We start from the raw sequence: 22,993 nt of genomic DNA on the forward strand, positions 1-22,993 counted from the left end.
TATGTCAGTACTTCAAAAAGCAAATCTCGGCGTGGCGCCGAGCGGTGCCGGTGGCGACGATCAACGTACCGCAAACATGCGGTTTAATGCGAACGTTGACGCAATTGCAGCTCGTGTTCCGCTGGAGTATTCGTATCTAGCTGATACCGCGACTCTCCTACCGTCCCATGCGGGCTTTCGCTTTGGATTGGCGATGCCAGGGCCGGGAAAGGTCGTGACCCTCCCGCTGGCTTCATCCGTTCCCGTGAATGGGTGCATTCATTTGTATAACGTCGGGCCGCCTGTACGCGTCGGTTTGCAAGGAAGTGATGGCACACAAATCACCTATCTCAATACGGGCGATTGGGCGAAATACGTAGGTGACGGCACGGCATGGTGGCATGTCGCCGAGCGCGGCCGGCTAATGTGGGACGAGACAGTTGGCGGGCATCTGACGGTAGGGAACGGGCTGAATATTAGCGGCGATGTATCGGCGACTGGCCGCGTCCGAACAGCGGGATTGACCGTCGATGGTGGGGCAATTGTCGGCGGTGGGGTTTCCACGAGCGGCCCCATTACGATGACGCAGGGTCTTTCGGCCGGTCAAACGCGCGTCTACAACAACCCTGGTGAATACAATGTTGTGTTGCAGGCAGGTGCACCCGGAAAAGAGATGTGGGCAGTATTTGACCCGAACGGCTACCTCATTCTTCCGCAACGGCCGAGGTGGCTGAATGGTCTGATTCCTTGGGACAACGATAATCTCAAGAATCCGATGACGCTGGACGGCGAGCAAACGGTTTCGGGTATCAAACGCTTCACGGCCGCAACCTCCTTTAGTGCGAATACGTACTATGCAAAGCAAGTAACGATCAACGCGAGTGCGCCCGACGGACTCTGGTCGAATGCACCATTGGTAATTGCTGGCTATCCCGGCGTTGGCTCGATCGGGATCGGAAGTAATAACGGGGCAATCAACCTGAGATGCTCGGCCAACAGTGGAACACTGGACGTGGTGTCCTACACGTCTGCCGCGTTTGCTCCGGTCTCGGCGTCAGCATTCAATGTCAACTCGGATGTAGCAATCAAGGCCGAGGTTGAAACGATTGAGAACGCGATGGAGAAGCTCAAGCGGCTACGTGGCGTGACGTACGTCATGAAGTCGGACGAAACTCACGCGCGGCAGTTGGGGGTCATCGCGCAGGAGGTCGCGAAAGAGTTTCCGGAAGCTGTCACCGAAACGAGCATGTATATCGATGAATCCGGTGTGATGGTTACGGAAGGAGGCCGGCCTATGCTCGCGGTCAACTATTCGGCACTGATCGGACCATTGCTTCAGGCATTCATCGAACTGGAGGCGCGAGTGTCGGCGCTTGAGGGGTGATTCGCATATGGGGATCAATTCCGATATTCAGCAGCTGGAACCGGGGCATCGTATCGAGCTGTTCGAGGTCAACTGCACGGAGATTGGCGGAGACGCGTTGCGCTTCCACGGGCATCTGCAGTCGACGTCGATCGTATGGCAGGGCCTGGAATACAAACCGTGGCCGATCCAGGCGGCCGGCTTCGAGCGGACATCGGACGCGCGGCAGCCCGCGCCGACTCTGACGGTAGGCGATATCAACGGCACGATCACCGCACTGTGTGTCGCGCTCGATGATCTAGTCGGCGCGAAGGTGATCCGCCGGCGCACGCTGACGAAGTACCTCGACGCGTTGAATTTCCCGAACGGCAACCCGACAGCAGACCCGAATGAGCAATGGCCGCCCGAGCAGTGGCGTATCGAGCAGAAAAGCGACGAGCAGCCCGGCGTGCAGGTGGAATTCACGCTGTCGTCGCCGCTCGATTTCGGTGGGCAGCAGGTGCCGGCGCGACAGATTGTCGGCATGTGCCAGTGGCGCTATCGCGGGCCCGTATGCGGATATGCCGGCGTGGCGTTCTTCGACAAGAACGACAGGCCGGTGAGCGATCCGGCGCTCGACCGCTGCAGCCAGAAAGTCAGCGGATGCGAATGCCGGTACGGCGTGAACAACCCGCTGCCGTACGGCGGATTTTTGTGCGACACCCTCGCGTAGACCTTCGATCAACCTCTCTTCATGGACCCGCCACCCGGCGGGTTTTTTTATGGACGAACGAATCAAGCAGGCGATCGCGGAGCACGCGCTCGCCGAGTACCCGCGCGAGTGCTGCGGGCTCATCGTCGGCACGGCGGCCGGCGACGTGTACGTGCCCGGCCGCAACGTCGCGGCCGTGCCCACTGAGCAATTCGGGCTCGCGGCCGAAGATTACGCGGATGCGGAGGACATGGGCGAAATCCTCGCGTTCGTGCACTCACATCCGAACGGACGGGCACAGCCGAGCATGGCGGACCGCACAGTATGCGAGCGATCCGGCATCCCGCTGTGGGTGATCGTCTCGCTTGGCGTGCAGGCCGACGGCGCGATCGGTGTCGACGACTGGTGCGAGTTCGGCCCGAGCGGATACGTTGCGCCGCTCTATGGCCGGGAGTTCCTGCACGGCGTGCTGGACTGCTATTCGCTGGTGCGCGATTGGTACCTCGCCGAGCGTGGCGTCGTACTGCCGGATTTCGAGCGTGAAGATGGTTGGTGGGACGACGGTCGCTCCAATCTGTATATCGCGCACTACCAGGATGCCGGCTTTCTCGACGTCGGGGTCGACGTACAGCTCGAGCCGGGTGACGTACTGCTGATGCAGATCCGAAGCAAGAACGGCGTGCCGAATCATGCGGGCGTGTATCTCGGCGACGGTATGTTCGGGCATCACGTGCACGGGCGACTGTCGTGCCGCGCGGTGTGGGGCTCGATGTGGCGCGACAGCTGTACGACGGTGTTGAGGCACATCGGGGGCGCGAAGTGATGGAAAAGCTGCGCGAGGTGAGGCTATACGGGATCGCGGGCGCGCGGTTCGGTCGGGTGCATCGCCTGGCCGTCTCGTCGACCGCGGAGGCGGTGCGCGCGCTTTCGGTGCTGATCCCGGGCTTCCAGAAGTTCCTGCTCGACGCGCGCGACAACGGGTTGACGTTTGCGGTGTTCAACGGCCGCCGAAACCTGAGCGAAGACGATCTGGGGGCGCCGGTCGGCGGCGAAGCGATCCGGATTGCGCCGGTGATCATTGGCAGCAAGAGCGGTGGTCTGTTCCAGACGATTCTCGGTGCGGCGCTGGCCGTGGCTGGCTTCGTGTTCAGTCAGCCGACGCTGATCGGCCTGGGCGTGTCAATGGCGCTCGGTGGCATCACGCAGATGCTGAGCCCGCAGCAGGCCGGGCTCGCCGGTGCTGCCGACAACGGCACGTCGTACTACTTCAACGGAGCAGTGAATAGCGCCGCTGAAGGCGAGCCGGTGCCACCCGTCTATGGCGAGATGGTCGTCGGTTCGAAAGTCGGTAGTTCTGGCATCTACACAGAGGATCAGGTGTGAAAAAGGTCTATGCGGAATCGGGGCTGAAGCGCATCGGCGGGGCGAAGGGAGGCGGTGGCGGCGGTAGTGGCGGCGGTGAATCTCCGGACAATCTGCACTCGATCGCGCGCGCGAAGGTGCTGGACATCATTTCCGAAGGCCCGATCGTCGGTCTGGTGAGAGGCATGCAGTCGGTGTTCCTTGACGGCACGCCGATCCAGAATTCCGACGGGTCGGTCAACTTCCAGAATTACAGCGTCGACGTTCGCACGGGCACGCTCGACCAGGAATTCATGCCGGGCTTTCCGGCGGTCGAGCGCGAATCGGCCGTAGGCGTGCCGCTGACTTCCGATGCACCGTGGGTGCGCCAGGTGCAAAACACGCAGCTGTCGGCAGTCCGTGTTCGCTTCGGCGTGCCGGCGCTGCAAAAGAGCGATCCGGCGACCGGCGTGTTCGGCTATCGCGTGGAGTATGCGATCGATCTGTCGGTCGACGGAGGCTCGTACGCACAGGTGCTGTCGTCGGCATTCGATGGCAAAACGACGTCGCTTTACGAGCGCTCGCACCGGATCGAGTTGCCGCGTGCGACAACCGGCTGGTTGGTCCGCGTGCGCCGCATCACGCCGAACGCACACAGTTCGCTGATCGCGGACACGGTGAATATCGAAGCGATCACTGAGGTGATCGACCGCAAGCTGCGGTATCCGATGACGGCGCTCGTCGGCATGACGTTCGACGCGCGATCGTTCTCGCAGGTGCCGGTGCGGTCGTACCACATTCGCGGCCTGATCGTTCGGGTGCCGTCGAACTACGATCCCGAGACGCGCACGTATTCGGGGGCATGGAACGGGACGTTCAAACCGGCGTGGACGAACAACCCAGCGTGGATTTTCTACGACCTGCTGCTGAACGATCGCTACGGGCTTGGCAAGACGGTCGACGCGTCGATGATCGATAAGTGGGGGCTGTACGAGATCGCGCGCTATTGCGACGTCATGGTGTCGGATGGGCGGGGCGGAGTCGAGCCGCGCTTCACGTGCAATTGCGTGATCCAGTCGGCGGCCGACGCGTACAAGGTTCTGCAGGATATCGCCAGCGTGTTCCGTGGCATTTCGTACTGGGGGCCGGGCGCGGTGGTCGCGTCTGCGGACATGCCGTCCGATCCGGTCTACGTGTACACCGCGGCGAACGTGATCGACGGTGCGTTCCGGTACGTGGGTAGCGAGCGCAAGACGCGATACACGGTCGCGCTTGTGAGCTACAACGATCCGTCGAACCAGTACAAACAGGCGGTCGAGTATGTGCCGGACGACGACGGCATCGCGCGGTACGGCGTCATCAAGACGCAGGTAACGGCGTTCGGTTGCACGTCACAGGCGCAAGCGCACCGGCTCGGTAGGTGGCTTCTCCTGACGTCGCGCTACGAGTCGGGCACGGTGTCGTTCAAGGTCGGGATGGATGGCGTGCTGGTCGGCCCGGGGCAGGTGATCGCGATCGCCGATCCGCGAAAGGCTGGCCGACGCATCGGCGGGCGCATTCGAGCGGCGGCCGGCAACGTCGTCACGCTCGACAAGGCGCCTACCGTGGCGCCAGGCGATCGCTTCACGGCGATTCTGCCGACAGGTGTCGCGCAGTACCGTGCCGTGAAGTCCGTCAACGGCGACGTGCTCACGCTGGCCGATCGCTTCGACGCGGATCCCGTGCCCGGTGCGGTGTGGATGCTGGAAAACGCGGAGGTCGCGGCGCAGCTCTATCGCGTCGTGAGCGTTCAGGAAGGCGACGACGACGGACGCATCGAGTACACGATCACGGCGACGATGCACGAGCCGGGGAAGTACGCGGCAATCGACGACGGCGCACAGATTCAGCAGCGGCCGGTGACGGTCGTGCCGCCGTCTGTGCAGGCGCCGCCGGCCAACGTTGGGATTACCACGTATTCGGCGGTCGACCAGGGCATTTCGAAAACGACGATGGTCATCGCGTGGGATGCCGCGAATAACGCTGTGACATACCTGCCGGAGTGGCGGAAGGATAACGGCGAGTGGGTGAGCGTGCCGCGTACTGGCGGGCTGCAAGTCGAGGTGCCCGGGATTTATCAGGGGCGGTACGTTGCGCGCGTGCGTGCGCAAAACGTGATGAACGTCACGTCGCTTCCGGCCACCAGTGTGGAAACGCAACTGAAGGGAAAGACGAGCCTTCCGCCGGCGGTCGTGTCGCTCAAAGCGGCGGGCGTGGTCTACGGCATCAACCTCGACTGGGCGTTTCCCGGCGATGGTACTGCCGGCGACACGCAACGCACGGAACTCTGGTACAGCCGCACGCCGAACCGTGCCGACGCGATCAAGCTGTCGGATTACGCGTTCCCGCAAGCGTCGACGTCCATGCAGGGGCTCGCGGTCGGCCAGGTGTTCTATTTCTGGGCGCGGCTCGTCGACACGACTGGGAATATCGGCCCGTGGTTTCCGGCGAATGGTTCTGGTGTGCAGGGTCAGCCGTCGACGAACCAAAGCGAGTACGAGAAATATTTTGCTGGCCAGATCTCGCACTCGGCACTCGGCGAGGACCTGAAAAAGCCGATCGACGCGATTCCCGGGATTCAGCAGGGCGTTACGGATAACGCAACAGCGATCGCGAAGGAGGTGAAGGATCGCACTGATGCGATCACGAAAGAGGCGAAGGATCGAGCCGACGCGGTGGCCGAAGAAGCGCGCCAGCGTGGTGCGGCTGTGGCGTCCGAGCAGCAGGCGCGGCAGTCGGCCGATAGTTCGCTCGGGCAGCGGATCGATACGGTGACGGCGAGCGTCGGAGACGCGGCGGCCGCAGTGAAGCGAGAGGAAGCTGCGCGTATCGATGCGGACGGTGCTCTTGGCAAGCGCGTCGACACAGTCGTCGTGAAGGTTGGCGAAGCAACGACGTCGATTCAATCGGAAGTACAAGCGCGTCAGGATGGCGACGGCGCGCTCGGGAAGCGAATCGACGCTGTAAGTGTCGCTGTTGGGGAGAACAAGGCGGACATTATCACCGAGCAGCAGGTTCGCCAAAAGGCGGACTCCGCACTGGCCAGCCGCATTGACTCCGTGTCGGCACAGATCAATGTTCCGATGGCAGGTGACAGCGGCCAGGCGGCCGGATCGACGCAGGTAATGGCCGGCGTCTATTCGGAGCAATCGGCGCGTGCCGAGGCCGATATGGCGCTGGGTCAGCGGCTCGACACTGTTTCCGCGCAGATGCAGGTAGGGCAGGCGTCGTTGCGTGCGGACATTCGTACGGAGTCGAAAGCGCGTGTGGATGCGATCAGCGCGCAGGCCGAGCAGATCACGACGATACGCGCGCAGGCCAACGAGAGCGCCGCGGCAGTCCAGACGGTTGCGCAGTCATACGCGGATCTGAATGGGCGCGTTTCGGCGTCGTACCAGATCAAGACGCAGATAACGTCGGACGGTCGCACGTACATCGCTGGCATCGGCATCGGCATCAACAACGACAGCGGCATTGTCGAGTCGCAGGTGTTGGTGTCGGCGCAGCGCTTCGCGGTAGTCGACCCGAACAACGGCGGATCGTCGATCGTGCCGTTCGTGGTGCAGGGCGGGCAGGTGTTCTTGCGTCAGGCGCTCATCGGTGCTGGCTGGATCACGAACGCGATGATCGGCAGCTATATCCAGTCCGACAACTATGTTGCGGGAAAGCAGGGCTGGCGGCTCGATAAGAGCGGCTGGTTCGAGATCAACGCGTCCAACGGCAGCGGAAATCGACTGGTCCTCGACGGTAGCAGCGTGCGTGTTTATGACGGCAACGGCGTACTGCGCGTGCGCATGGGGATGTGGTGATGACGGCAGGGCTTCAGATTTTCGATGGCGCCGGTCGGCCGATTCTGGATGCGCACTCGCGCGCGGGGCGGGTTGTGGGGATCGTGCACACGGGTGGCAATGACGGGGGCGTTGCGGCCGATATGTCCGGCGGGGAACCGTTTTGGGCATTCATGCCTGATCAGATTTTTTACCGCGTGTCTGGCGCGGAGCCGTCCCCAGTTTTGTCTATCGACAGGTCGGGCGTGACCTGGCGCTATAGCGGTAATGCCAGTGGATCGAACGCGTACGTGAAGGTTCCGGGTTGGATTGTCTTTGGAGTGTATTGATGCCGGCGGGATTTCAAGCATTTACTGATACTGGCGTGTATCAGATAGACGGATCAACTCCGAACTATCAAATGGTGCGGGCGATGTCGGCGAATTCGGCGAACGGGGTGCTGCACCTGGCGCTAAACGATGCCGGTAAGCCGTTCTACACAACGTTGCCGAACGTGTCGTTCTCGTTCAACTCGACTGCTGGACCTATGTATGGCGTGTATGCGGCCGATGGCGTCGGGGTCACAGTATGGCGTACAGACCGAAGCGGCAACGCCTACACGCTGACGTTTATCACCGAGCGGCCATGCACTGTCTTCTTTTTTCTGTTTGATCGTGTGCCGCCGGCGGCCGGAAATTTTGGTCTGCAGGTATTCAACGAGAGGGGTGACCTGATCGCAGATTCGTCCAGGCCATTTCTGCGCGTGCTCGATGTGATTTACAACGAGTATCTGCCGGGAACAGGGTGGGACACACTTGGAGCGCCGGGTGCGCCTTGGGATTCGCGGGCATACGGCGTGCCCGTCATCGTGTCCGGAATTTACCCGGTTCGTCAGGCTTGGAGCTACGACCCTGCCGGCGTCGAACTAAGTTCGATTCGAGTGAGCGGAAATACGGTGTCGTGGGGCACAACAATGTATGGAGGTGGACGAAAGCCGAACTGGTCAGGGTTTCGAGAGCAATGGCATTCGCGCTTCATGGTGCTGGATGCAACTGGGATTGTCTGATCGGCCGCCAAACATTGGCGGCCTTTTTCGTTACGGGGAATAGATGCGAGCGAGTCCAACAGAGGTGGCGAGCTACGTGGGGAGCGTTACAGCTGTGGCGTCATCGCTGACGCTGACTGACATTGGGGTGATCGTCGGTATTTTGACGGCGTTCGCAACGTTCGGACTCAATTTCTTTTTTATGTGGCGGAAAGATCGCCGGGAACAGCGCGAGTCGGATATGCGCATCATGGAGATGGAGAGGCACGATGGCTGAATTGCCGAAGAAGACGCTTGTTGGTGTTGTGGGGGCTGCTGCGGCAGCCCTTCTTTTTTCCGCCGTGCCGAAGTTCGAGGGCGAGGTGTTGGTCGCGGCGCCGGACCCTATCGGGATCGTTACCGGATGCTTCGGCGATACGAAAGACGTGACGCTTGGCCAGCGCTTCACGCACGACGAATGCATTGCTCGGCTTGAGCAGCGCCTTATCGAGCATGCAGAGCCGACGTTGAAATGCACGCCGGGTCTGAAAGGGCATCCGTATCAGCTCGCAGCGGGCGTGAGCTTTGCCTACAACGTCGGGACGGGCGCGTACTGCCACAGCACGACAGCAAAGCGATTCAACTCGGGAGACTGGAAGGGGGCATGCCGCGCGATGAATGAGTCGGACAGTGGCAAGCCGCAGTGGGTATATGGCGGTGGCCGCGTGCTGCCCGGGCTAGTGAAGCGACGCGCATTCGAGCGCTCGTTGTGCGAACGGGGGTTGTGATGCTGCTTGACCCTCGCTTCTGGTTGACCGCCATCGCAGCAGTCGTCATCGGTGCGGCAGGCGGCTATTGCAAGGGACATCGCGACGCTGATCAATCGTCCATCGTCGAGAATCAGGCGAAGCAAATCCGGGATCTCGTCGCTGAGCGCGACGAGAGCGACCAAATTGCTCGCAAGCAACAGGGAAATGCTGAAGATGCTTGGAAAAAACGTGACCTGGCGCGCGCTGATGCTGTCGCCGCTGCTACTGCTGCTGACGGCCTGCGCAAGCAGCTTGCCGCTTATGTCGACCGAGCTCGCCATACCACCTCTGCGACCGGAGGCCCGGCAGCCGGCGACGCCCTCGATCTGCTCGCCGACATGCTCGGCCGGGCTGATGCGAGAGCGGGAGAGTTGGCAGCGATCGCTGACGAGCGGGGTATCGCCGGCGAGCAGTGCGAGCGCGACTATGACGCATTGACGGCATCTGCACGCTAGCGCATGCCGGCGCGGGTCATCTCTTTTCGAAGCAGATGCATGAGGCGAAACAACTGGCCCTGCGCGCCGGCCAGATCGCCCTTGTTGGTGACGTTCTTGTCTGTATATTCATACCATTCCTCAATCCGCTCGAGCGATTTGCGAAGCGCGCGAATCTCAAGGATGAGCCAGCGCACCTGGAGGTCGGTGTACTCCCGCCACAGGGTGCGCAGTTCTGCATCCGTCGGGGCGTCGAACTCCGGCATCACGGCCTTGATTTTGAAGCGCGGATCCGTCAGTGGGACGCGGTTGCGATCGATTCTCGTGGTCTCTATCGGCCGGCAAGTACCCAGGAATGTCGATCTTGCGTCCTTATCTACCCAAAATTCAAATTCTTCCTTTGTGAGCTCGACAGGGGTCCTCAGACGATTCTTGTCGCCTTGGAACCCGTACTCCCAGATGTAAGCCCACTGCGGCTTGATCACGTCGCCACCACTGTATAAAAACACAGTATATTTCGCGATAAGCTATCCCCGTCAAGGTCATAAAAATGGGGACGGGCGATGTGTACAAACTATCGAGCGCCGCACGAGGACTACGAGATCCGGGAACTGCGGATCGAGCCGTTCAGCGACCTGTATCGGGACTTCCCATGGAAGCCCGAGATCTACCAGGACTACCTCGCGCCGATCGTTGCAAACGTCGACGGAAAGCTCAGACCATTGGCGGCCGGCTTCGGCTTCTGGCCGCGTGCGTTACAGAAGGCGAACATCGACAAGGCGAAGGAGCAGGGCCGGAAGCCCCCGATCTTGCGCAGCACGATGAACGTGCGCGACGACAACCTCGGAAAGTCGCCGCTATACGGGCCGGCTTGGCGCGCCGGGCGCCGTTGCCTGATCCCGGCCGACTGGATCTACGAGCCGTGCTACGAGACGGGGAAGAACGTGTGGCACCGGATCGGGTTGGCCGACTGGCGAACGATGTGCGTCGCCGGCATCTGGCGAACACTGACGAGCCCGGACGGGGCTGAGCATCACACGATGTCGATGATCACGGTGAACGGTGAGGGGCACCCGATCTTCTCCCGCATGCACAAGCCGGGGGACGAGAAGCGCTCCGTCGTGATCCTGCGACCGGCCGACTACAACGAGTGGCTGCGCACGAAAAATGTTGAGGTTGCGCGCGCAATGCTGCAGCTTTACCCAGCCGACGAGATGGTCGCCGAGCCGCGCGCAAACTAACCGGTCTACTGAAGCTTCGGCGTTTTGTGCAGCTCGACCCAGTAGCCGTTGAGTTCATCGTCTGGCACGTTGAATCGCTGCAGCCATGCCTCGCTTGCCACGCTGGTATTGAGCAGCGGCGCCGTGCTGCTCGCGGTGCCGCTTTGCAGGCTGTTGATCTTGTTGGCGACGATCGCGCGCAACGTATGGTTCAGCAGCACATATGCAGCGGGTGGTGCGGGAGGGATTCCCTTTCCCAAGGGCACCCCGGCGACCGGATCTACGCCGGCCTGAATGACCAGGCCGCCAATTCCGAACGGTGTCTTTCGGTACCAGTCCGGTGGGAGCATCAGGCTATCAGCGCCGCCCGCCCGCTGAATGAGGTCAGAATTCAGCGCGACCAGCCAGTCGACGGTCTTGATCTTCTCCACCAGGTCACGGAGTCCAGTCCGCATCGGATCGCCGACGTCGATGCCGGGGCCGTATAGGCGTCCCCAGAAATACTCGCTCGCTTCGTTCGGCCGACGGCCCATCGGTGGGACGTTCACCCCGTAGCCGGCGTGCCCGTGGACGGTCGGTACGGCTGCCGCAAACTCAGCGAACAGCTTCTCGAATGTGCCGGGGCTGATCTGCAGGAAACGACGCGGCACCGTGAACACCATCACATCAAGGCCGCGAGTACCCATCGCGGCTTGCCAGTCCTCGAGACAGAACACGGAAAATTCGTAGAACCCTGCCGCAAGCTTGTGGTCGGCGCTGGTAGTCGATGAAACGAGGATCGATTCGCTCGGCAGATCCTTCGCCAGGGTCGGAAATCCCCGTGCCTTGTCGAATGCGACGGGCTTTTCCCCTTCCTCGTAGAACCAACGCATCGGGCCGGATTTCGGCTCTTCGATTCCAGCCTCCTTGGCGGAGGCCTTCTCGTACTCGGTGATCGTTTCGATGTATCGTTCGTAGCAAGCAACGAGAGCATGCCGTACCGCAGGGGTATATCCACCCTTGAAGTACAGTACACCGCGCACGACAAGCGCCGCGCCTACGATCCCTTTTTGGTACGGTTCTTCGTACAGGCCGAACGGCAGGGTGTCTTGTCGCCGCGGATCCTTCGCCCACGCAATCAGTTCGTCTTTCGTCATGGTCTTCAGAGAGGGAAGGGCGATGGGGTCGGGCCTGGTCCTGGTGCCGGCGGCAGTCCGAGGGGCGTGCGGCTCGATTTGCTCGGAGCATCACCGAAAATATCTTCGGTTTCGGAATGCGTCTGGGCCGATCGAGCGGGCTGCCGCGCGCGCTTCTCGTCCCCGCATCCACAGTCAGCTCGATCGAGGGGGGCATACTTGTCGTCGTCGCCTGCAATCCGCCGATATGCGTCTTCCTGACCGAGGCCAAAATCATCGTCGAACTTCATTTCGACGACGGCTCGAATGTTCGATTGTACCGGCGGCTGCGATGGGTCGTTCACGACCACCACGTCGGGGCGGCGAGTTTGGATCTTTCCGGCTCGCTTTCCTGCCAGGTAGCCGGCCATCTTTCCCGGCCAACTGTTGCGGATGTATTCCAACAGGTTGTCGTGAGGCACCAACGGATCATCATCCGACATGATCGGCGACGGTGGCTCGGTGGTCATGTTGTAGCTGATCTCCGGAACGTAGGGCGTTTTTTCGCCTGTCTTCTCGACCGATCGCTCGTTCTCGAAGTCGATCCGCTCTTTCACACACTTCTGCCGCAGGAGACGCCCACCGCCGCGTGTCCAAACGCCCATCCCGTTGCATTTGCACATGACGGGGCAGAGCATTGCCTTGTCGGCTGCTGTTAAGCCCTTCCTAGCCCCCACGAGGGTAGTTTTTCCGCCGCGCGCTGGGGTCCCCGATGCTGACCCGCCAGAGTATTCGCTCATGCGGTTTCCGAACCGGTACCGTCGTGGCTGAACGTGAGCGACGCTGATTGGCTGCTGCTCAGCCAGTCCGTGTGTCCGTTCGCGTCGGTTGTGCCTTGAATCGTTTGGCCGTCGGAGGATGTGGCGGTGTAGGGGTGATTCGCCAGCGGCGCGCGCGTCTTGTCATCGACAAGTTGGAAGCGGCCGCGAAACGCGCCATCGTCCTGCGGGGCTGTTTGTGCGATCACGCTTTTGCCTGGTCCGACCGATCCGCCCGCGCCAGACGTCGGTTCGACGGTCGCCATGCCTTGCGAAGCAATCAGCGTCGCGCCGCATGCGGTCTTGTCACCATCAGTCGCAACGGCTCGGCCGCCGAACGTCATGCTGCGAATCCTGACGCCGACGATCGGATAGACGCCGCCGCACTTCGGGCACGACACCATGTCACCTTCGAGGGCGAGGGGCTTACCGAAAACGATATTAGTCGACGTGCAGGAAATCACGCGGCCGCCGTGTGACGTCGTGTCGCCTTCTCGAATGAATGCTGAACCCATGCGCAATCCTCACAGGAAAAACTGAACGGAATGTAGCATGCGCTGCACACGTCATTAGCCTGTCAGGGTTGCGGGGTGGGGATCTGGCGCGCTCGGGTGTATGAATACCGCACCGAGCGTCACACGATGGCGATGATCACGGTGACCGGCGAGGGTCACCCGATTTTTTCCCGGATGCACAAGCCGGATGACGAGAAGCGAGCCGTCGTGATCCTGCATCCAGACGACTGGGAGGAATGGTTGACGACACCAAACGTAGAGGCAGCGCGTGCGATGCTACGGCTCTATCCAGTCGATGAGATGGCAACTGAGGCGGCCTCAGTATTGCCCGGGCGGCAAAAGGACTGTCCATAAGGGGCCGGAGTGAGAGGCTGCCGTCCCAGCTACCCCAAGCGATTGATCAAAAGCGGAAGCGGGATGCGAGGGTGATTTCTTAAGCGAAATATCTTGTAGTCCCCGTGCGCCGATTTTTCCGGCTCAGGAATTTCGGCGCTTCGCTGAGTTACGCCTTTTCTAACTTGCTGTCTTGGAGCGAAGTTGATGACGCCAAAAAAACAATCCTCAAATTTTTCAGTTGGCCAGTGCTTGTTGAAGCAGGCTAAGCTTAATAGCCACTGGAATAGGAGGCGTGCGATTTCAATCTGCTTTGAGGCGCCACCTTCTTTGTTGGATTTCAAATCCATTGCGCAAAAATAAGTTTTCCCTTCGTGATTTAATACGATCATTGCGTCGCATACAGATCTGATGCCTGGAAGTGGGCAATTTTCCCTTATAAAGGGAATGGGATCGACGCCCCCGCGATCCAGTGAAAATGCAATGGCTGAGCATCCGCCAATTAGCACTTTTTTATTGTTTGAGTTTTCGGCATGCTCTTCGACGGACCAGTATGATCCAACTCGTTCGAGACGCCAGGCATCTGAAATTAAATCTTCAAATAATTTTACGCCCACAACTATCCCCGTATCGTTTTTGTGAAGTATTATTCCTGGCTGCTGAGATATTCGTAATAAATGCTGTCGCTTGTTTCGTTTAGATCGTGTATTACGCTGTCGAAGGTTTTTGCGGCAATACCTTCCTCCGGGGTGATATTCATTTCAATAATTTCGCCATCATCAAAAAGGTATGCCGCAACATCTTCCGGATTCAGAATTTCGTTTTCTTGATAGTTGTGCAGCTTCATCAGCTCGTCCCGCTTGGGGTGGGCACGAGAAAGCATCATCAATGAGTTGAGCTCGCGAATAAGATAATCGCTGTGCGTGCTAATTACAATCTTCAATCCCTGATTTGCGAGGGTAGCAAGAATCCGCGCAATCTTTCGCTGTGCACCTGGATGTAGGTTGAGCTCGGGTTCGTCGATCATTAAAACGTCTCCCGAGCTAGCGAGGTGATCAAGGAAAAACCAGAGGCCAAACAAACTTTTGGCAGTAGACGATGACATATGAAGTGGCATCGTTGGTGCTTGGGCATCCGTACGTTTTCTTTTTTGCGGCGTAAAGGAAATTACTCCCTCATTGTCGATTTCGTATTTTCCGGCGAGAAGGCTTTTTCTAAGCGCGTCTGCGCGAGTACGAAAGAGAGGGCTTTTCAGGCGTCGCAAGGTACGCAACTCATTGAGCCAATCAATATAATCTGCGATTGGCTCGGCATAGCGAGATCTCAGAATGTCGGTAAGCAGTTTGTTAATATCGATTTCTTCTCGGCTCGCGTGGTGAAAAAGCGCACTTCGGCGCGTGCTGAGTTCTCGGTAAAATAGATGTAGTCCAGCTCGTTCTGCCGGAATAAGGAAGACCTTCTTTGTTTCCGATTGATCAAGAAGGAATCTGACAATGGCATCTGAGATGTGTCGGCCTACGTCAGGAAGCTTATCCGAAAGAAGGGTGAGTTGGGCGACAGATTTTCCGGCCGGTTTCAGTATGCGGAGCGCGTCATTTTGTTTGCCCACTTCAAGTCGAAAATCGAGGGGGGACGTGGTGATGGTCTGAAGTAGACTATCTTTTGATAGCTGCCAATCAAATGAGCTCTTTTTGAATATGTCGCTATCGACATTGAATACTCGTCCCAAGCGAATTCTTCCGCCCTGATGAATAAGCGAGATTATTCGTCGATAGTTTTTGGATGCCCAGTCAGAAAGATCCCAAGAGTATTCGCCATTTTGCGTTAGAGCACCCGCAACCTCTTGAAGTTGGGGTAGAGGCATATTGGATGGCAAATAATCAAGACACCCGTAGAGTGCATACATCGCCCACGTTTTTCCTGTATTATTTGGGCCGCAAAATATCGTGAGTGGTTTTATTTCAAACTCGCCACTCTTTATGTATCCGAAGTCATTGATTCGGAATTTTGGGTTGTGCGTGCTTTCAGAGATCAAAGGTCAGCCTCTCGTTCGTGTAGGCGATTCGTCAATGCAGTGCGCCGATTCGCGTGCTAACGCATTGTACCCGCACTCCTTGACGTGTGGCTCTGACGAGAAAGGCGGCAGACATGTGTGAGGAGAGGCAGCCAGATGCGCTGGTCTTTCGGGAGCAATTCGCAACACCCGTGGTTGAGTTCACTCGATCGGGGGCTTCTCCATTTGGCATCTCAATCCGTGTCATCGCGTAGAAATTGGAATAGCTTTGCTGGATGGTCGTTTGCCGGTGCGGCCACGCATAACTTCGAAGATTGGGGCCGACGTGGTCGGTACGGTGTCCGGTTGACGAGATGGTGGCGGAATCGGGCCGCGCAGAGGTTGGCAGCGAACCAAAGAGGAGTGGGTTTTTCTGCCTTCGCGCGCAGCGTCACTGTACGCATCTACAGCATTGAAGAGGGCAGAAACCCGCATGGCGTTGCGGGTATGTGCCTAGTCAACTGATCTCACATACAGCAGAATCGGCCTTCAAATCCGGTAGGGGCACAAACGTCCGAAGCTCTGCCGCCGTGGCTAGCAACCACGAAACCACGATGAATGGCTGTACACGACGAATGTCGACGCGGCGCGTGATGCTGCAGCTCTATCCGGCCGACGAGATGCTTGGACAACCTGATGAATCTCAGGGGTGATAGAGATCAACGCTTTGGGGTTGGACGTCTGTTACGTGATTGACGAGTAACATTAGATATGCGTTAAATCTGCTGGCGAGATTTAGCTCATGCTCGCGGCGAAATCATACAATCACGGGGATAACGATGTCTATTACCATATTTACCGCTAATCCGCAAAACCTTCTTGATGCTATCAAGAAAGCTATTAACGAAAAAGAAGTCGACACGTGGGCTTACGACAGTGATGGCGATTTCTATCACACTCCGGATCAATGGAGTGGAAAGCTTGGTTGCGCCCAAGTGTTCAGCAGGGAATCTTGGTGTTGGGTTTGTTGGGGCAGGAGGACGTGATCATGACCAAGGTCGTATATGGGGTGTATCATGGTCGGTTTTTGGAAATGCTGTTGGCGCATTTCGACCACTCCTTTTCAAATGCGACCGCGACCGCGCACGCAGATTCAACCGACAACTACAAAGTTGCGACCTGAGGCCGCCTGACTGGCGCAGAGTGATGCCAACTGGCGTAGTTTTTGGCGTAAGTTTTGAACGCGGGCTATGCCAAGGCTAGGTATATCACTACTTCGAAGAAAACGAGTAATCCCCACGGGCGCTGCCGGCGCCCGTTTCTCGTCATCAGTTCCCGTGATCGTCGCCGGCGGACGCGACGATCACGATTCCCCCTTCTTCCGCGCTGCCTTCGGGTTGGTGACGACCCTCCTGTCACGCCGCCTGAACGATCCTGTTCCCCATGTCCACACCGTCGAAAATCGAAACCGCGCGTCTGACGCTGCGTCGCTGGCAGCCGGTGGATGCGGGCGCGCTGTCGGCGCTGCATGCGGATCCGGACGTGACCGCGTGGCTCGCGCGCGGCCCGATGTCCGTTGACGAGGCGAGCGACGTCATCGCGCGCTTCGACGCGCATTTCGATGCGTACGGTTTCGGCCCGTGGGCAGTCGAGCGCCGCGCCGACGGGATGTTGATCGGGGTGTGCGGCCTGTCGCGCGAGGTGCGCGCAACGCACCCGATGGCGCCGTGCGTCGAGATCATGTGGCGGCAGGCTCGCCACGCATGGGGGCATGGCTACGTCGCCGAAGCGGCTGCTGCCGCGTTGGCCGACGGGTTCGAGCGGATCGGGCTCGGCGAGATTCTCGCGTGGACCGCCGACACCAATCTACGATCGCAGCACGTGATGCAGCGGCTCGGCATGCAGCGTCAGCCCGCGCGCGATTTCGACCATCCCGCGTTGCCGGAAGGGCACGCGCTGCGTCGGCACGTCGTGTATGCCGCGCGCGCCGCCGGCCTGGCCGGCGCGTAACGACTCACGCGGATTCGCCCGTCAGCGCCACGTACCGTTCTGCAGCACGATCCGGTAGCCGTCGGCATCCTCGAAGGTCTGGCCGGATATTTCCCAGTACGGATTGAACGACGTCACGGGCATGAAGCCGTGCGCCGTGGCGCGTGCGCAGGCGGCTTCCCATTCCGGCCGATCGGGCAGGTAGAACACGATCAGGTCTTCAGGCGTTGGCGACGGCGCGATCGGATGGTCGGGGCAGTGCGTGAATTCGAAGTGATAGTCGAGGCCGTCGCGTCCGAGCATCACGCCGGAAAAGCCGTCGTGATCCTCAAAGCGTGCGAGAACAGACAGGTCGAGAGCGTCGCGATACATGCGCTCGGTTCGGGCGAGGTTGCTGACCGGGCGGGCAATGCGCAGATGGGCGTGCAAGATGGCCTCGAGGGAGCGTGGCAGACCCGCCGATGATAATCGATCCGGATCTTGGCGCGCTGGAATGCCCAGGCAGGCAATCGATGAAGGAGGGTGGTGGTATGGCCCCGCAATTCGAGCAGGCAAGAAAAAGCCCGCTACATTGAGCGGGCTGAATCCATGTTTGGAGACATGGAGGAGACAGACGTGAATTTAAGGGAAAACCCGAGTCATGGCAAGCCCTAGTTGTATCGATACAACTTCATGTTGCGCCGCGTTCACATACCGCCGGCCCGCGCGTGCGCCGCAAACGCGCTGAATCGCTCCTGCGCGACCGGCAACGCGAACTTGTCGCGCATCTCCGTCTCGATCCATGCACAGGCCTCGCGTGCGCAGTCGGTCAGCGCGTGGCGTGTCGCATGCCCGTCGATGTCGTAGAGGAAGCGCACGCCGACCTCGTCGTCGGCGACTTGTCGCTCGAGCTGGTTGAGCTGCAGTTGCGGCCCGTGCTGTTGCGACAGCGCGCGCAATTCGTCGAAGTGATATTCGAGCCAGTCGGCAAAGAACAGCGCGTCGCTGTGGCACGGCAGCCGGAAGGCCGCGCTGCGCGACGGACGCGGCCCGGCTTCACCGGCCGGTGCGTGCGGTTCGCCGTCGGTGGCGATGGACGTGTCGACAGGGGCAAGCGGGTGCTGAAGCCGGCGGTAGGGCTCGCGATCGCGCAGCGCATGCCACAGCAATTCGTCACCGGCGGCGCCGGACGGCTGCATCGTCAGGTCATGCCGGCCTTCGCCGGCCGGGGCGATGTCGCGGATCACGAGGCGCAGCGAGCAGAGCGGCTCGTCCGCGACCAGCAACGTCGCTGCACGCGACAGCCCGCAGACCAGCGGCGCCGCGCCGGCGGCACGGAACACGAGGCCGCGACGGTCGAGCCGCACGAGCGGCAGCGGCCGTGGAAACGACGGGTAGGCGACCGTAATGCGGGCGCCGCCGGCGCTCGTCAACCCGGGCATCATCGCGCGAAAGACCTGAGACTGGTCCACGTTGATTCTCCTTCGTTACGATGCCGCCCGGCAGGAACGCGCGTTCCGGGTCAGGCGGCGATGGCTTGCCGGGCGGCCTGCCCCGGCTCGATTCCTAGTGCGGCAAACGTTTGCGGATCGATGTCGATCCAGCACGCGACCACCAGACGCCCATCCACCTGCTTCGGCGGGCCTGCGCGGTGCGCGTGTATGCCGATCCGGCGGAACAGCCGCTCCATGCTCGCGAACGTCACGCCGATCAGCTGCCGCGCGCCGAGCTGCGCCGCGCACTCGACGACGGCCGCGAGCATCGGGCGCACGGCCCATTCGGCATTGCCCGGCCCGCCTTCGTCGTCGGTCGCCGCGAACCGGGACAGCTCCCAGACAGCGGCCGATTGCGGCAGCGGCATGTCTTCGGCAATCAGGTCGGCGAACAGCGACTTCAGCAGATACGGGCGCGTCGTCGGCAGCAGGCGCGCACATCCGCACATGTCGCCGCTGGCGTTTCGCGCAAACACGTAGACGGTATCGTCGCGATCGAACTGGTCGCGCTCGAAGCTTTCGTTCGCCGACGGGAGCGCCCAACCGAGCTGTTCGACGAACACACGGCGCCGATAGCGCCCTAGATCCGCTGCAAGTTCGTGTGGCAACCGCCCTTCCTCGTGAACGAAGGTCCGCATGGTGTCCTCGGATCTGTGCTTTTGTATGTGCGCATTACATCGCGCCGCACGAGGGGGCTGTAACTGGTAACTCTTACAGGGTGACGGTGGAATGATGCCGATCAGGACGTGGTAACGGTTTCTTGATCAACGGGATTGAAAACCGTGCCGCTTTTGCTTATAAAGAGCGCCAGCACTGCGTAAATTGTCAGAGGAATGCGGGGCCAGTTGTCACTGGAGCGTCGGACCGGCATGATAGGCGTCGTTGTGCCCGAGCAGGGCTGACGCGACCGCTGCGGGCCAGTCGATGCGCGCGAGCCGCGCGGCAAGCGCGGCGGCCGTGCGGAGCATGCCGATGTCGGCACCCGTGGCGTCGACGGCCATCACGTTGCTGCGGACGTCGCCGCCCGCGATCACGAACGTGCCCGTCGCGCGTTCGAGGTACCAGTCCCAGCCGACCGTCACGTAAGCGACGCCGGCGCTGGCCGGGCGATGCCATTCGGTATAACCGGCGAGGCGTGCGTCGATTGCGCTGTCGCGCAGTTCCGCACGCAGCGAGGCGTCGAGGCCGCTTGCGACATGGTCGAGCGCAAGCACGGCCAGTGCGCTTTCTGACAGGCGTACGTAGCCGTCCGGGGACGGGCCGGGGACCGGGTGCAGCAAAGGTGAAGTCATGCGCGGAATGTATCAGCGTCGAACGGGTGCTGGAACCTGACAAGTATGACAGCGTGACGTTGTCGGAGAATGAATGGAACTGCGCTGGCAGGATGCCTATCAACAATTCAGTGCCGCGGAAGACGAGCAGCAGCTCTTCCAGCGGATCGCCGCCTATTCCAAACGGCTGGGATTCGAATACTGCTGTTATGGCATTCGCGTGCCGCTGCCGGTATCGAAGCCGTCGGTAGCCATCTTCGATACCTATCCCGACGGCTGGATGGCGCACTATCAGGCGCACAACTACATCGAGATCGATTCGACGGTTCGCGACGGCGCGCTCAGCACCAACATGATCGTCTGGCCGGACGTCGACCAGATCGCACCGTGCCCGCTGTGGCAGGACGCGCGTGATTTCGGGCTGTCGGTGGGCGTCGCGCAATCGAGCTGGGCGGCCCGCGGCGCGTTCGGCCTGCTGAGCATCGCACGCCATGCGGACCGCCTGACGCCGGCCGAAATCAACATGCTGACGCTCCAGACGAACTGGCTCGCGAACCTGTCGCATTCGCTGATGAGCCGCTTCATGGTGCCGAAGCTGTCGCCGGCGGCGGGCGTCACGCTGACCGCGCGCGAGCGCGAGGTGCTGTGCTGGACGGCCGAGGGCAAGACCGCGTGCGAAATCGGCCAGATCCTCAGCATCTCGGAGCGAACGGTCAACTTCCATGTCAACAACATCCTCGAGAAGCTGGGTGCGACGAACAAGGTCCAGGCGGTCGTCAAGGCAATCTCGGCCGGGCTGATCGAGGCGCCCTGACCTCGAACGAGGGCGGGCGGCAGCGCGAAATACCGCTGCCGCCAGGCCGCTCACTCCATCATCGGCTCCGCTTCCTTCGCGGTCCAGCTCACGCTGGAAATGCTTTTCTCCATGCTCATCCGGCTCGCGATCTGCTCGAGCTTCTGCTGATCCTTCGGATGCAGCTTCAGTGTCGCGGTCACCTTCAGCCGGTCCGGCTGGTCGGGCACATCCTCGCTCGTGAGGCTCTGGAACGACAGCGGCTTCGCGTACATCGAGTTCGACAGCAGCGTGCGGATGTGCACTTCGTCGGCGGTCAGGCAGATCACGGTGATCTGGTATTCGCGCACGAGATCGGCGTTCGACACCGGGGTTGCGTTGATCGCCTGGCTGACGCCGCGCAGCACCGTGTTGGTGAGGAGTACGACGCCCGTGCCGGCAAGCGCGGGCACGTAATGACCGGAGCCGGCCAGTACGCCGACGGCGGCCGAGCACCACAGGGTCGCGGCCGTGTTGATGCCCTGGATCGAGCCCTTGTCGCGCATGATCACGCCGCCGCCGAGAAAGCCGACGCCCGACACGACGTATGCGGCGATCTGCGTGACGCCCGCGACGCCGTTGCCGGTCAGCACGCCGAGCGTGACGAACAGGCACGCGCCGCTCGCGACGAGCGTGATCGTGCGCAGGCCGGCCGTGCGCTGGCGCATCTGGCGCTCGAGGCCGATGGCGACGCCGCAGGCGAACGCGGTGAAAAGGCGGAGTGCGAAATCGAAAGTCATGGTTGTCCTGCCGGTGCAAGAAGCGCGTGCCGTCCCGCGCCGCTGCGGCGCAAGGCCGAAGGCGACACGACGATAGCCGTCATCGCGCGGTACTGTACCGCGCGAATGCGTCATTCAGTGTGAAACGGTAGGCGTGCGGCTCGCGGAACGCGAGCCGGGCAGGAGAACTGCGTCGGACAGGCGTTCAGGCGGCAAGCGGCGCACGCAACGGAGTGCTGCAACTGTCCACGATGGTTCCTGAAGGAAGAATGGCCGGCATTCTAGTGGGCGGCGCGCGCATGCGTCAACCGCCTCGCGGCGGTCGTGCTACTGCGCCGAGCCGATCGTCCCCGTTGCGAGCGCGAGCGCGGCGGCAGCGGACAGCGCACCGGCATAGCTGTCGACCTCCGCGTTGCGCGCGGCGAGCAACTGGCTTTGCGCGATCGTCGCATCGGTGACCGAACCGACGCCGTTCCGGTACGCGGTCAGCGCCGCGTCGTAGCTCGTCTGCGCGGCATCGACGAGCGCCTTCGCGGCGTCGTGCGACGCAAGGCTCGTCTGCACCGCGTTCTGCGCGGCGACGACCTGGCGGACGGCTTCCTCCTTGGTCCGCGTGAGTCGGGCGGACGCGCTTTCCGCGTCGTTGCGCGCCTGCATCAGCACGGCCGAGCGCATGCCGCCGTCGTACAGCGGGATCGTCACGCCGAGGAACACGCCGCCGCCGTAGCGGCTGCCGTTCAGGTTGACGGTCGGTGACTGGTCGCCGATCGCGGGCAGCGCGGAGATGGACGTGCCGCCGCTCGCGTACGACGTCGACGCGGACAGGAAGATCTTCGGCATGAACGCGGCTTCCGCGGCCTTGATCTTCGCGCGATTGGCTTTTTCAAGCGCGAACGCGCCCTGCAGGTCGGGGCGGCGCGCAATTGCGTCCGACACGATCGCGTCGACCGACGAGCCGAGTGCGGGCGGCAGCGGCCGCTTCGGCAGCGCGGCGATGGTCGGCTTCGACAGCGGCGAGATGCCGAGCGCGGAGACGAGGGCGAGATAGCTGTCGCTCTCCGCGCCGTTCGCCTGCACGAGCGCGAGGTTGGCCTGCGCGCGGTTCTGCGTCGCCTGTGCGAGCTCGACGACCGTGCCGACGCCGTGCTTGAGCCGCGCGCGGGAGGCCGCGAGGATCGCGTCCGCGTTCGCGAGGCCCTGCTGCGCGCTGAGGGCGCGCGAGCGCGCGGCTTCGTAGCGGTAGTACGCGACGGTCACGTCGTGGATCACCTGCTGGTGCACGGCCGTGAA

Annotated in this window: 26 protein-coding genes and 1 pseudogene; 15 read left to right on the forward strand and 12 right to left on the reverse strand. The window is 61.2% G+C overall.

What is annotated here, in order from left to right; translation table 11 throughout:
- The first annotated feature begins 1 nt into the window (after position 1).
- Genes L810_RS46035 through L810_RS31775 form a run of 10 tightly spaced genes read left to right on the forward strand, consistent with a single transcriptional unit; the run spans position 2 to position 9,468 of the window.
- Entirely contained in the window at positions 2-1,363 is a 1,362-nt protein-coding gene (locus tag L810_RS46035; RefSeq protein ID WP_021162327.1) for a tail fiber domain-containing protein, read from the forward strand.
- Between the two features lie 7 nt (positions 1,364-1,370).
- Complete coding sequence (locus L810_RS31740; protein WP_021162328.1) at positions 1,371-2,054, forward strand: phage minor tail protein L; 684 nt, start codon at positions 1,371-1,373, stop codon at positions 2,052-2,054.
- Positions 2,055-2,103: 49 nt separating this feature from the next.
- Positions 2,104-2,856 carry a C40 family peptidase gene (locus L810_RS31745; RefSeq protein ID WP_021162329.1) on the forward strand — a complete coding sequence of 251 codons (753 nt, stop codon included), beginning with the start codon at positions 2,104-2,106 and terminating at the stop codon, positions 2,854-2,856.
- The gene (locus L810_RS31750; protein ID WP_042976945.1) at positions 2,853-3,416 is read left to right on the forward strand and encodes a tail assembly protein; all 564 of its coding nucleotides are present in this window, start codon (positions 2,853-2,855) and stop codon (positions 3,414-3,416) included. The genes L810_RS31745 and L810_RS31750 overlap by 4 nt, the downstream gene beginning before the upstream one ends.
- Positions 3,413-7,222, forward strand: coding sequence for a phage tail protein (locus tag L810_RS31755; protein WP_021162331.1), 3,810 nt, complete (start codon positions 3,413-3,415; stop codon positions 7,220-7,222). The genes L810_RS31750 and L810_RS31755 overlap by 4 nt, the downstream gene beginning before the upstream one ends.
- A complete protein-coding gene (locus L810_RS49350) occupies positions 7,222-7,530 on the forward strand; it encodes a hypothetical protein (RefSeq protein ID WP_226286494.1) in 309 nt (102 codons plus the stop codon). Before L810_RS31755 ends, L810_RS49350 begins: the two co-directional genes overlap by 1 nt.
- Positions 7,530-8,246, forward strand: a complete 717-nt coding sequence (locus L810_RS46040) for a hypothetical protein (RefSeq protein WP_081712931.1) — start codon at positions 7,530-7,532, stop codon at positions 8,244-8,246. Before L810_RS49350 ends, L810_RS46040 begins: the two co-directional genes overlap by 1 nt.
- A gap of 43 nt (positions 8,247-8,289) precedes the next feature.
- Complete coding sequence (locus L810_RS31765; protein ID WP_026044178.1) at positions 8,290-8,502, forward strand: HP1 family phage holin; 213 nt, start codon at positions 8,290-8,292, stop codon at positions 8,500-8,502.
- A complete protein-coding gene (locus tag L810_RS31770) occupies positions 8,495-8,992 on the forward strand; it encodes a lysozyme (RefSeq protein ID WP_021162333.1) in 498 nt (165 codons plus the stop codon). The genes L810_RS31765 and L810_RS31770 overlap by 8 nt, the downstream gene beginning before the upstream one ends.
- Entirely contained in the window at positions 8,989-9,468 is a 480-nt protein-coding gene (locus L810_RS31775; protein WP_042976950.1) for a DUF2514 family protein, read from the forward strand. Before L810_RS31770 ends, L810_RS31775 begins: the two co-directional genes overlap by 4 nt.
- On the opposite strand, the gene L810_RS31780 is transcribed toward L810_RS31775, so the two are convergent.
- The gene (locus L810_RS31780) at positions 9,465-9,956 is read right to left on the reverse strand and encodes a hypothetical protein (RefSeq protein ID WP_042976952.1); all 492 of its coding nucleotides are present in this window, start codon (positions 9,954-9,956) and stop codon (positions 9,465-9,467) included. The genes L810_RS31775 and L810_RS31780 overlap by 4 nt on opposite strands.
- Positions 9,957-10,010: 54 nt before the next feature.
- Between L810_RS31780 and L810_RS31785 the strand changes: the two genes are divergently transcribed.
- A complete protein-coding gene (locus L810_RS31785) occupies positions 10,011-10,688 on the forward strand; it encodes an SOS response-associated peptidase family protein (RefSeq protein ID WP_021162336.1) in 678 nt (225 codons plus the stop codon).
- Positions 10,689-10,693: 5 nt separating this feature from the next.
- Here L810_RS31785 and L810_RS31790 read toward each other — a convergent pair whose 3' ends face one another.
- The 3 genes from L810_RS31790 to L810_RS31800 all read right to left on the reverse strand — a co-directional run bounded on the left by L810_RS31790 (position 10,694) and on the right by L810_RS31800 (position 13,094).
- The gene (locus tag L810_RS31790; RefSeq protein WP_021162337.1) at positions 10,694-11,803 is read right to left on the reverse strand and encodes a type VI immunity family protein; all 1,110 of its coding nucleotides are present in this window, start codon (positions 11,801-11,803) and stop codon (positions 10,694-10,696) included.
- Between the two features lie 5 nt (positions 11,804-11,808).
- Positions 11,809-12,378, reverse strand: coding sequence for a nuclease (locus L810_RS31795; RefSeq protein WP_257009008.1), 570 nt, complete (start codon positions 12,376-12,378; stop codon positions 11,809-11,811).
- A gap of 179 nt (positions 12,379-12,557) precedes the next feature.
- Positions 12,558-13,094 (reverse strand): PAAR domain-containing protein, encoded by a 537-nt coding sequence (locus L810_RS31800; RefSeq protein WP_042976956.1) that lies wholly within the window; start codon positions 13,092-13,094, stop codon positions 12,558-12,560.
- A gap of 69 nt (positions 13,095-13,163) precedes the next feature.
- Between L810_RS31800 and L810_RS31805 the strand changes: the two are divergent.
- Positions 13,164-13,448, forward strand: a pseudogene (locus L810_RS31805) (SOS response-associated peptidase family protein); the annotation flags it as partial.
- A 29-nt stretch (positions 13,449-13,477) separates the two neighbouring features.
- Here the strand turns inward: L810_RS31805 and L810_RS47660 are convergent.
- Positions 13,478-14,044, reverse strand: a complete 567-nt coding sequence (locus tag L810_RS47660; RefSeq protein ID WP_155836422.1) for a hypothetical protein — start codon at positions 14,042-14,044, stop codon at positions 13,478-13,480.
- 29 nt (positions 14,045-14,073) lie between these two features.
- Complete coding sequence (locus L810_RS44380; protein WP_081712932.1) at positions 14,074-15,333, reverse strand: AAA family ATPase; 1,260 nt, start codon at positions 15,331-15,333, stop codon at positions 14,074-14,076.
- 1,135 nt (positions 15,334-16,468) lie between these two features.
- On the opposite strand from L810_RS44380, the gene L810_RS49355 reads away from it, so the two are divergent.
- Complete coding sequence (locus L810_RS49355) at positions 16,469-16,603, forward strand: hypothetical protein (RefSeq protein WP_257009009.1); 135 nt, start codon at positions 16,469-16,471, stop codon at positions 16,601-16,603.
- Positions 16,604-16,863: 260 nt separating this feature from the next.
- Positions 16,864-17,430 carry a GNAT family N-acetyltransferase gene (locus L810_RS31820; protein WP_021162342.1) on the forward strand — a complete coding sequence of 189 codons (567 nt, stop codon included), beginning with the start codon at positions 16,864-16,866 and terminating at the stop codon, positions 17,428-17,430.
- A 21-nt stretch (positions 17,431-17,451) separates the two neighbouring features.
- Here L810_RS31820 and L810_RS31825 read toward each other — a convergent pair whose 3' ends face one another.
- The 4 genes from L810_RS31825 to L810_RS31840 all read right to left on the reverse strand — a co-directional run bounded on the left by L810_RS31825 (position 17,452) and on the right by L810_RS31840 (position 20,173).
- On the reverse strand, positions 17,452-17,838 hold the full coding sequence (locus L810_RS31825; protein WP_021162343.1) for a VOC family protein: 387 nt from the start codon (positions 17,836-17,838) through the stop codon (positions 17,452-17,454).
- 257 nt (positions 17,839-18,095) lie between these two features.
- Complete coding sequence (locus L810_RS31830; protein WP_021162344.1) at positions 18,096-18,860, reverse strand: hypothetical protein; 765 nt, start codon at positions 18,858-18,860, stop codon at positions 18,096-18,098.
- A 50-nt stretch (positions 18,861-18,910) separates the two neighbouring features.
- Positions 18,911-19,519: an acyl-homoserine-lactone synthase gene (locus L810_RS31835; RefSeq protein WP_042976961.1), complete on the reverse strand. Its 609-nt coding sequence runs from the start codon at positions 19,517-19,519 to the stop codon at positions 18,911-18,913.
- 210 nt (positions 19,520-19,729) lie between these two features.
- Positions 19,730-20,173 (reverse strand): DUF4902 domain-containing protein, encoded by a 444-nt coding sequence (locus L810_RS31840; RefSeq protein WP_042976964.1) that lies wholly within the window; start codon positions 20,171-20,173, stop codon positions 19,730-19,732.
- Positions 20,174-20,246: 73 nt separating this feature from the next.
- On the opposite strand from L810_RS31840, the gene L810_RS31845 reads away from it, so the two are divergent.
- Complete coding sequence (locus L810_RS31845) at positions 20,247-20,966, forward strand: autoinducer binding domain-containing protein (RefSeq protein ID WP_021162347.1); 720 nt, start codon at positions 20,247-20,249, stop codon at positions 20,964-20,966.
- A 50-nt stretch (positions 20,967-21,016) separates the two neighbouring features.
- Here L810_RS31845 and L810_RS31850 read toward each other — a convergent pair whose 3' ends face one another.
- Both L810_RS31850 and L810_RS31855 read right to left on the reverse strand, forming a co-directional pair.
- Positions 21,017-21,724 (reverse strand): MgtC/SapB family protein, encoded by a 708-nt coding sequence (locus L810_RS31850; protein WP_021162348.1) that lies wholly within the window; start codon positions 21,722-21,724, stop codon positions 21,017-21,019.
- 306 nt (positions 21,725-22,030) lie between these two features.
- Positions 22,031-22,993: TolC family protein (locus tag L810_RS31855; RefSeq protein ID WP_042976967.1), on the reverse strand; the 963-nt coding region annotated here is incomplete at its 5' end.

This window comes from Burkholderia sp. AU4i (genome assembly GCF_000466765.1).
GTDB classification, from domain to species: Bacteria; Pseudomonadota; Gammaproteobacteria; order Burkholderiales; family Burkholderiaceae; genus Burkholderia; species Burkholderia cepacia.